The organism is Kitasatospora sp. NPDC001664, assembly GCF_053596675.1.
Genome location: NZ_JBSFGS010000071.1, coordinates 1 through 8,929 on the forward strand (window position 1 = coordinate 1; position 8,929 = coordinate 8,929).

Annotated in this window: 9 protein-coding genes; 5 read left to right on the forward strand and 4 right to left on the reverse strand. The window is 73.5% G+C overall.

The window, feature by feature from the left end:
* Positions 1-225 precede the first annotated feature (225 nt).
* Positions 226-942, forward strand: a complete 717-nt coding sequence (locus tag ACWCYY_RS40360; RefSeq protein WP_449798924.1) for an SDR family oxidoreductase — start codon at positions 226-228, stop codon at positions 940-942.
* A gap of 133 nt (positions 943-1,075) precedes the next feature.
* On the opposite strand, the gene ACWCYY_RS40365 is transcribed toward ACWCYY_RS40360, so the two are convergent.
* Together ACWCYY_RS40365 and ACWCYY_RS40370 are read right to left on the reverse strand one after the other, a co-directional pair.
* Positions 1,076-1,570 (reverse strand): hypothetical protein, encoded by a 495-nt coding sequence (locus tag ACWCYY_RS40365; RefSeq protein ID WP_380149699.1) that lies wholly within the window; start codon positions 1,568-1,570, stop codon positions 1,076-1,078.
* A gap of 404 nt (positions 1,571-1,974) precedes the next feature.
* Positions 1,975-2,220 carry a hypothetical protein gene (locus ACWCYY_RS40370; RefSeq protein WP_345287853.1) on the reverse strand — a complete coding sequence of 82 codons (246 nt, stop codon included), beginning with the start codon at positions 2,218-2,220 and terminating at the stop codon, positions 1,975-1,977.
* A 61-nt stretch (positions 2,221-2,281) separates the two neighbouring features.
* On the opposite strand from ACWCYY_RS40370, the gene ACWCYY_RS40375 reads away from it, so the two are divergent.
* Complete coding sequence (locus tag ACWCYY_RS40375) at positions 2,282-2,875, forward strand: hypothetical protein (RefSeq protein WP_449798925.1); 594 nt, start codon at positions 2,282-2,284, stop codon at positions 2,873-2,875.
* A gap of 54 nt (positions 2,876-2,929) precedes the next feature.
* Positions 2,930-3,337 carry a nuclear transport factor 2 family protein gene (locus ACWCYY_RS40380; protein WP_449798926.1) on the forward strand — a complete coding sequence of 136 codons (408 nt, stop codon included), beginning with the start codon at positions 2,930-2,932 and terminating at the stop codon, positions 3,335-3,337.
* Positions 3,338-3,386: 49 nt separating this feature from the next.
* Here the strand turns inward: ACWCYY_RS40380 and ACWCYY_RS40385 are convergent, their stop codons facing one another.
* Complete coding sequence (locus tag ACWCYY_RS40385; RefSeq protein ID WP_449798927.1) at positions 3,387-4,697, reverse strand: tetratricopeptide repeat protein; 1,311 nt, start codon at positions 4,695-4,697, stop codon at positions 3,387-3,389.
* 107 nt (positions 4,698-4,804) lie between these two features.
* The gene (locus ACWCYY_RS40390; protein WP_449798928.1) at positions 4,805-6,253 is read right to left on the reverse strand and encodes a DUF4331 domain-containing protein; all 1,449 of its coding nucleotides are present in this window, start codon (positions 6,251-6,253) and stop codon (positions 4,805-4,807) included.
* A 427-nt stretch (positions 6,254-6,680) separates the two neighbouring features.
* Between ACWCYY_RS40390 and ACWCYY_RS40395 the strand changes: the two genes are divergently transcribed.
* Together ACWCYY_RS40395 and ACWCYY_RS40400 are read left to right on the forward strand one after the other, a co-directional pair.
* Positions 6,681-8,369 carry a nickel/cobalt transporter gene (locus ACWCYY_RS40395; RefSeq protein ID WP_449798929.1) on the forward strand — a complete coding sequence of 563 codons (1,689 nt, stop codon included), beginning with the start codon at positions 6,681-6,683 and terminating at the stop codon, positions 8,367-8,369.
* Positions 8,366-8,734, forward strand: a complete 369-nt coding sequence (locus tag ACWCYY_RS40400) for a hypothetical protein (protein ID WP_449798930.1) — start codon at positions 8,366-8,368, stop codon at positions 8,732-8,734. The genes ACWCYY_RS40395 and ACWCYY_RS40400 overlap by 4 nt, the downstream gene beginning before the upstream one ends.
* Positions 8,735-8,929: the final 195 nt, after the last annotated feature.

Genomic DNA, 8,929 nt, shown 5'->3' on the forward strand with positions numbered 1-8,929 from the left:
CCGACCCCCGGCCCTACGTCTGGACCAAACCCGCTGACCAGATCCTCGAATCCCTCGCCGGATACATCCGACGGATCAAGGACTCAGGACACTAGTGCCTCGACGGCGAGACGTTCTGACAGGGAATCAAGACCTGAGGGCATTCAGCGTCTCGGCAGTGCGGGCATACGTTCGTTCCACGGCGGTCGCCGAACCCCGGCGCCGCATCGACGAAGGAGTGCACCCGTGTCCCTGGCCGGCAAGAAGATCGTGATCATCGGCGGAACCTCCGGCATCGGCCTCGCGGTGGCCCGGCAGGCCGCGGCGGCCGGTGCGGAGGTCGTGGTCGCCTCCAGCAGCCGGAGCCGGGTGGACGCGGCGGTGGAGCGCCTGGGCGGGGCGGCCGAAGGGCACCGCCTGGACGTCGCGGACGGCGATGCCATCGCCGGGTTCTTCGAGCGGGTGGGGGAGTTGGACCACCTCGTCTACACCGCGGGCGAGTCACTGCTGATCAAGCCCGTGGCCGACACCGCCCCGCAGGAGGCCAAGGCGGTCTTTGAACGGCGGTTCTGGGGCGCGTTCCTCTCCGCCAAGTACGCCGCACCGAGGCTGCGCGAGGGCGGCTCGATCACCTTCAGCTCCGGCGTCCTGGCCGTCCGCCCCCTGCCGGGGACCGCGCTCGCGGCCGGCATCACGGGTGGCGTCGAGGCCCTGACCCGCGCCCTCGCCGTCGAACTCGCCCCGCTGCGCGTCAACGTGGTCCAGCCCGGGGTGATCCGCACCGAGCTGTGGGACGGCAGCGTGCCGGACCCGGAGGCCTTCCTCCGGGGCGCCGGGTCCGGGCTGCTCACGCGACGGGTCGGCACCGCGGAGGAGGCCGCGGCGGCCTACCTCTTCGCGATGGGCAACGGCTACGTCACCGGCGCCACGCTCGCGGTGGACGGCGGCGCGGCGCTGGTGTGAGGCGGGTGCCGGGCGTTGGTCGGCGCCATCGGCGAGATCCCGCGCGGTGTCGTGTCCGACGGCGGTCCACTCCCCGGTCGGTTCTTCGACGAACTGCACGGGCACGAACGCCCGGACGCGTGCGGGACGCCGGTCAGTTGTGGAGCGGTGGGGTGTGGAGGGTGAGGTGGACGGCTTCGTCGTGGAGGGCGGCGGTGCTGGCGACGGCCACCGTCTCGGCGGCGATGGTGGCGATGGTGAGGACGTGGTCGCCGTGGGTGAGGCGGCGGCCCTCCACCGCGCTGCCGTCGACGAAGAGCCAACCGGTGCCCGTGGTCGGGGCGAGGACCTCGGAGGGGGAGGTGGTGGCGAGGAAGTCGAGGAGGAGGGCGGTCGGGTCGGGGGTGAGGGGAACGCGGAGGTGGGGCGGGGGGACGCGGTGGGTGGTGACGCGGGCCAGGACGGTGTGGTCCTCGTAGTAGTCCAGGCTGAGCTGGTGCGTGACGCCGTTCGTGCCGGAGGCGTCGGCCCGGTGGAACCAGGTGGGGCGGGGGCGGGCTAGGGCGGCGGCCGGGCAGCCGAACTCCCGCAGCAGTGAGGGCCAGTTGGGCAGCTCGGGGAGCGGGGGCGGGGCAGAGCTGCGGAACATGACGGCTCCTCAGGCGGGTGCGCGGTGGGTGCGACGGCGGTGCCCGGACAGCATGGCAGTTCGGGGACGGTTCATGGGCGGGAATTCCCAGGTGGAGCGGCACGAGCGGTGGGTGGCGGACCGGATTGCCGGGGGTGGGGCTGACGGCGCGGAGTGGCCGGGCGGGGGTGGGGGGCTCGGCGCTGCGGAATGGCCGCCGCCTCGGATCTCGAATGCGGTCTCGGAGACCTGAACGGCCGGTCCGGGAGCAGCCCTTCACCCGGCCACGGACCGGCGGAGGGCCGTCCCGGGCTGCCGCGTGCGCTCCGGGGCGACGCGGAGGAAGCTGGTTGCGCGGGAGCCTGCCGGCCGACGCGCTGCGGGAGCCGCTCCGCGGGTCGGCCGAGAGTAGTGAGGCGGGGAGGTCAGGGACCGAAGACCTCGTCGGGGGTGAGGCCGTCGGCGGTCGGGCGTCCGGCGTCGACCCAGCTGCGGTAGGCCGGGGAGGCCAGGCGGTGCGCGCGGTCCAGGGCGTCGCCGTGGTGGCGGTCGGCTGCGACGAGGCCGGTCAGGTACTCGGCCGTGCTGAGGCCGGCCTTGGCGGCGGTGGCTTCCAGCCAGTCCGCGAGGTCGGCGTCGAGCAGCAGCGGGTCCAGTTGACGCAGCGTCATGGGACCACAGTACCCGCGTGACGGAGGCGAAGGCAGGGATCGGGGCCAGGGCCGGGTGAGAATGGCGGTCCGTGGAGCGATCGAGGAGGTGGGCGGAGCGGTGGAAGGGCGGAAGCCGGGGATCGACCGCGCGGCGGTGAAGGCGAGGATGGCCGCGATGCAGCGCGAACACGAGCGGCTGCGGACGGTCGAGGGCCTGGCGGAGTGGTGGGCGAAGCACTTCGACACCCCGTTCCGCCTGCTGGGCGCGGTGCAGAAGGACGAGCCGGAGGGGCTGGAGGAGCTCGGGCCGGTGGTGGTCGAAGCGGCGCGGGCGGTTGCGGCGCCCGTGGTGATGTCGGAGCGGGATCCGCAGCGGGTGGTGCCGTTCGAGGAGTTCTGGGCGGTGGCCGGCGAGCTGGCGGTGATCCCCGGGCCCGGGGCGGACGTGGTGCTCGTCTTCAGGGAGGGGCACGCGGTCGTCGTCCTCCGGTTGACCGGGCAGCAGTTCCGGAGCGCGGCGGACGTCTGGCTCACACCGGAGGCCGGGCTGCACGTGGTCCTGTTCGCGGACGGCACGGTGCTGAGCCTGGAGCGCGACCGCGAGTACGCGCCGTGCGAACCGCTCACCGATCACGTCGCGCTCTGGAAGGGGTACCCGGTGGCGGGGGCCTGAGTGTGGTTGGCTGGGGCCTTGCCGGTACGAACCGTACGAGACGAGGAGCCCGCCGTGTCCGCAACGCCGCAGGAAGTCTTCCAGCGCTACGTGTACGCCGGTGCGATGACGCGCGATGCCGATTCCCTGTCCGAACTCTTCACGGAGGACGGGGTGTTGGAGGCTCCGCTGCTGGCGGAGGGCTCGGCGTTCCCGCGTCGGACAGTGGGGCGGGAGGCCATCCGGACGGCGCTGGCGGAGTACTACGCGCGACCGGTGGGCGGCCCGAAGACTCCGAACCTCGAGAAGTCGGGGTACGTGCTGCACCTCACCGCCGACCCGGACGTCTTCATCGCGGAGATCGACACCGCCTTCGACGGGGAGGACGGCGAGGAGGAGACCGTCTCGCTGGTACAGGTGTTCCGTCTCCGGGACGGGAAGATCGCCCGCCTGCGCGACTACTTCGCGCCCACGCTGGTGTGAGCCGGCTGCCCTCCTCGTGCAGCCGGGGCGGGGAGGGGCGGGGCAGTGGTCAGTCGGGCAGGGAGGCGAGGTCGGTTCGGGCGGTTGTGGCGTGGAGGGGGTGGAAGGCGGGGTTGGTGGCGAGGGCCCGGGTGAGGTGGGTGCGGGCCTGGGGGGTGTGGCCGAGGGAGAGCTCGATCTCGCCGAGGTGGAAGTCGAACAGGGCGTTCTTCCAGCCGAGTCGGGTGCTGGTCTCCGCCAGTTCGAGGGCCTCGGTGTCGGCGCCGGTGCGGTGCAGTGCCCAGGCGAGCGCGTCGGCGACCAGCGCGTGCCGGCGGCGGCCCCATTCGGCGCGGAGCAGGCGGACGGCCTCGGCGGGATCGGCGTGGTCGGCCTCGTACTGGCCGAGGGAGAGGTCGTCGTTGACGCCGTTGGCGGCGGCCAGCCGCTGTTCGGCGGTGAGTACCCGGTACTGCTGCTGGGCCTGGTCGCGGTGGCCGAGTGACTCGTGCAGTTCGCCGAGTTCGAGCAGGTACTGGGGAAGGGGGACTCGGGCGATGGCGGTGGTGTAGTCGCGGACGGCGTCGTCGGTCCGGCCGAGGGCGGCCTCGGCGCGGGCCTGGCCGGCCAGTGCCGGGGTGTAGGAGGGGTCGGCGGTGAGCGCGTCCCGGTAGCCGGTCAGGGATCGGTCGAACTGTCCGGCGTTCCAGTCGAGTTCGGCGATCTGGTGGTGGCAGAAGGCACGGTCGGCGGGAGCGTGGGCGGAGGCCAGGGCCTGACCGAGGGCGGCCCGGGCGTCCTCCGTGCGACCGTGCTGTTCGAGGTCGTAGGCGGCCCGGGTGAAGGACGCGGTGCCGGGCCTGCGGTCGAGGAGCTGCTGGACGGCTTCGGTGGCGCCGAGGTCGTCGCCCAGCTGGGTGCGGGCGTCGGCGAGGACGGCGTAGGCGGGCCAGTGGGCGGGGTCGGCGGCGATCGCCCGTTCGGCGTGGTCGCGGGCCTGGTCGAAGAGGTGGCGGGCGTTGGCCAGGGCGCCCAGCCCGGTGAGGGCGGCGGCGTTGGCCTGCGGAGCGAGGGAGAGCGAGCGGCGCAGGGCCTCGTCGGCCCGGGGGTAGTACGCGGAGTCGGCGGTGAGCCGGGCCTGTTCGACGTACTCGGATCCCAACCTGGCCCAGGTGCCTGCGTCTTCCGGCAGGGCGCGCAGGCGCTGCTGGTCGGCGGCGATGGCGCGGCCCAGCGGATCGGTGGGGGAGGGAGCGGCCGCGGGTGGGCGCACTCCGGTGCCGCTTCCGGCCCGGCCGCCGGGAGGTCGGTCGACGGTGCCGAGGGCGGTGAGGCCGGCGGCGAGCGCGAGGGTGGTGAGGAGGAGCGGCAGTCGGCGCACGTGAGCCTCTCGGGGAAGGGGCAAGGGGGAAGAGGAAGGTACGGAGGTACGGAGGCGGCGGTGCGGTCGGCCGGTGGTCGGGTGGGGCCGACCGCACCGCCGGTGGGTCAGTTGGCCTGGTTGACGGCCTTGTCGTAGGGCAGCGCCAGGTACGGGAAGGTGGCGCCGAAGGGCTTGTCGGTGGAGTTCACCTTGTCGCCCGCGGCCAGGGCCGCGACGAAGTTGCCCGGGGTGGCGCCCTCGACCACCTGGAGGGCGATGTCGACCACGTCGTCACCCAGGCGGCGGCCGTTGGGGAAGCCCTGGAAGTCGCCGTTGAGGACGCCGAGGCGGTCGGGGTTCGGGGTGACCGGGGTGGACATGTTCAGGCGCAGCTCCTCGGCGGGCACGAACTTGCCGGGGTCGATGTCCTGGTTCATGAGCTGGGAGTTGAGGTCGACCGCGAGCGGGCCGTTGGCGGCCTTGGCGATGCCGGTGAGGAAGATCTCCTGGAGGTCGGTCCGCGGGGTGGCCGGGGCCGGAAGCCCGTAGATCGCCTGGACCAGCTTCGGCACCTCGGGTTCGAGGACCCGGGCGACGACGGCGGGCTGGTTGTGGTCCTCGGACGGGGGAAGGGAGTTGAAGGCGTCCTTGAGGCCGGAGGGGAGGACGACCTCGTTGACCAGGGGGTTGCCCAGGCGCGAGACCTGGACGAACTTGCCGACCGGGTCGGCCTTGCCGGGGCTCAGCTTGAGGGTCTGCTTCTCGGTGCTGGACCAGACGCCGATCACCGGGTTGCGGGTGGCGTCGCCCTTGTAGGCGAGGCGGCTCTTGGGGATCTGGAGTGCGACCGAGTTGACGTTGTACCCGGCGAGGGTGTTCTGGCCGACCTCGGAGAGGTTGCCGCCGTAGAGCAGGTCGAAGACCCGCAGGTCGAGGAAGAACGGGTCGGCCGCCTGGGTGGCCACCGTCTGTCCACCACCGGGGAGTTGCACGGTGGCCTGGTCGCGGAGCATGCCGTAGTTCGGCATGGAGGCCCGGCCGGTGTGGGAGGGGGCGACCTGGCCGCGGTCGACCAGGGTGACCGGGTCGCAGTCCGGGCGGAGCTCCTGGAGGGTGTAGTACTGCCGGAAGAGCAGGGTCGGGTCGGTGAGGTTGTTCACCGGCCCGTTGTTGTAGAGGAACGTGTTGGTGCCGCGCGCGTCCTCGGTGTGGAAGGTCCAGCGGTAGGTGACGTCGGGCTTGCCGGTGCCCTGGGAGTCGATGTTGATGTCGTAGTGCGCGCCGTCGGCCCAGGGGTAGAAGTTCGGGCCGCCGTTGGGCTCCTGGAACGGGAGCCAGTTGGCGATCAGCGTGACGGTGTCCGGGCTGTCCGGGCTGGTGAACGCGTAGAGGTCGGTGTTGTCGACCTGCGGGTCGGCGGCGATCAGCGGGGCCTCGCGGTGGCTGGAGGCGGTGCTGACGCCGGCACCGGTGCCCAGGAGGGCGGTGCTTGCCAGCGCGAGGCCCATGGCGGTCAGCACCGCCGCGGAGCGGGCGGCGGAGCTGGTGCTGGCACGTTGGCGCTTGACGCTCATGTGGGTCCGTTTCTCGATCGGTTGACGGAACGTCGGCTCCGGGCCGTGGGTGCGCGGAACCGGGGATCCGGGGCGAACCCGGTCGGTCCGAACTGTGGACCGCGTCCCGTGGCGCCTTCGGTCGTGCGCGGACCACGGCTTGGCCGGGCCACTCGGACGGAGCACCGGAGCCACCCGTACGGCCCCGTCGGGGGACCGTCGGCGCGTCCGCGCAGCCCGAGCCGCTGCCGCCCGGTCGGGCAGGCGTGCGATGCATCGGCATGTCCGCCCGTTTCCTGCGCCGCGCAGGTGATCCTCCGGCTCCGTTGGGGTGGTGGCGGCCATCTGCGGGCCCTCTGCCACGAATGTGAGCGCGGGCCCGTGCCGGCCCGCCCCGAACCGGACCGGGATCGAGCACCCGGCGTCAGAGACCCACCGGAGGACCAGCGTGCGAGTCCCACGACCTCTTTCCCGGACCGTGGCGGTGGCGGCGGGCGCCCTGCTGCTGACCGGCCCGGCCGCTCCCGCCGCCGAGGCCCATCCCCTGGGCAACTTCTCCGTCAACCACTACCTCGGGTTCACGGTCCACCCGGACCGTCTCGACCTCCTCGCCGTCGTCGACGCCGCCGAGATCCCCACCCTCCAGGAGCAGCCACGGGTGGACCGCGACGGGAACGGCACGGTGGACGAGGGGGAGCGCGCCGCCTGGGCCGCCGAGCAGTGCACCCGGGTCGCCGAGCGCCTGCGGGTGACCAGTGACGCCGATGCCGCGCCGCTGCGGTGGACCACCGGCTCCGCACGGTTCGACTACCAGGACGGCGCGGCCGGTCTGCGCAGCGGCCGGTTGGAGTGCCGGCTGCGGGCCGGACTCCGGCTGCCGGAAGGCGGTGCGGGCGTGCACGTGGCCAGCGGGATCGATGCCACGCGGGTGGGCTGGAACGAGATCGTGGTGCGGGGCGAGGGCGCCGTCGTGACGGACTCGGACGTGCCGGCCGGCTCGATCTCCGGAGAACTGCGGGACTACCCGCGGGAGTTGCTCGGAAGTCCGAGCGGGGTGACGCACGCCCGGTTCCGGGCCCGGCCCGGGGCCGGCGGGGAGGCCGGAGCAGTGGCGGGGGCGGCACCGACCACCGGCCCGGCCGCCTGGCTGGCCCGCTTCGACGGCAGGCTCGCCGCACTCGGGGCCGCCGAGCGGCTGACCGTCCCGCTCGGTCTGCTGGCCGTCCTGCTGTCCCTGCTGCTGGGGGCCGGACACGCCCTCCTGCCCGGTCACGGGAAGACCGTGATGGCGGCCTACCTGGCCGGGCGGCACGGGCGCACCCGGGACGCCGTCACCGTCGGGGCCACCGTCACCGCGACCCACACGGCCGGGGTGCTGGTCGTCGGGTTGTGCCTGACGGCCTTCTCCTCGCTGGCCGGGGACGTGCTGCTCGGGTGGCTCGGGGTGCTCAGCGGGCTCCTGGTCACCGTGGTCGGCGTGAGCCTGCTGCGGGATGCCGTCCGACGCCTGCCCAACTCCCGTGCTCGGCACGGGGATCAGCTCCAGGCCCTGGAGCAGCCGCGCAGGGAACTCGTCCACGCGGCGGCGGCCGACGGCGGCGGCCACGGGCACCTGCATGAGCACCCGCACCCGCACGACCATGACCACGACCACAGGCATCACGATGGGCACGGGCACGGGCACGACCACGATCACGACCTTGACCACGACCACGGGCATCACGACGGGCACGGGCACGACCACGACCACGACCACGGACACCATCACCACGGCTGGTTCGGCGGGCACCACCACGGCCCTGACGCCCCCTCACGCGGGCGGCTGATCGGGCTCGGGATCGCCGGTGGCCTCGTCCCCAGCCCCTCCGCGCTGGTGGTGCTGCTCGGTGCGGTCGCGCTCGGCCGGACCCTCTTCGGGGCGGCGCTGGTCGTCGCCTACGGCCTGGGCATGGCCGCGACCCTCACCGCCGTCGGCCTGCTGCTGGTCAAGGTCGGTGACCGGCTGCGGGCGGTGCAGGAGGGCACGGCGGCCCGGGCGCTCCGTCAAATCGCCCCGTACAGCGGCCTCCTGACCACGCTCCTCGTGCTGGCCGTGGGGATCGGGCTCGTCGTCCGCAGCCTGCCCTCGGCCCTGTGACCACCACCACGAACGGAGACCGGACCACCGTGACCACCCGCACCGCCACCGCCCTGGGCCTGGCCCTGCTGCTCGCGCCCCTGGCCGCCGCCTGCACCTCCGCAGCCGACGGAAGCTTCGACGCGGGGCCGGCCGTCCCCGCCCCGACGTGCCTCGCGCACCAGGCCGAACGCCCCGGCCCCCGGTACACCTCCGGGCAGGGAGCGGAGCCGCGCGCGGTCCTGGAGATGATGCGCTACTACACCGCCAACGGCACCAAGCCGTTCTGCGACGGTGCGGCGCCCACCGCCGAGGACCGGCGCTGGGCGGAGCTCTACGTCGAACTCGGCGGCGACCGGAGGTACGTGTCGAACGGGCGGGAGTGAGGGCCGCCGGTCCCGGTGCGTGCGGCTCCGGTCGTCAACGCCGCGCCACGCGTTGGCTCCCAGGGGTGAATCGCGGCCGACGGAGCAAGCCGGCCGGAGCGGTGCGCCGAAGTGCCTGCGATGTGTCCGCGTGGTGCGGGCATCGGAGGAGATGGGGCGTGATGGCCGCAGAGCGCATCGACACCCGTTTGTTGG

Coding starts and splice junctions, on each gene's coding strand:
- ACWCYY_RS40365 (WP_380149699.1), bottom strand. CDS start 1,570: ATGTTCCGCAGCTCTGCCCCGCCCCCGCTCCCCGAGCTGCCCAACTGG.
- ACWCYY_RS40390 (WP_449798928.1), bottom strand. CDS start 6,253: ATGAGCGTCAAGCGCCAACGTGCCAGCACCAGCTCCGCCGCCCGCTCC.
- ACWCYY_RS40370 (WP_345287853.1), bottom strand. CDS start 2,220: ATGACGCTGCGTCAACTGGACCCGCTGCTGCTCGACGCCGACCTCGCG.
- ACWCYY_RS40375 (WP_449798925.1), top strand. CDS start 2,282: ATGGCGGTCCGTGGAGCGATCGAGGAGGTGGGCGGAGCGGTGGAAGGG.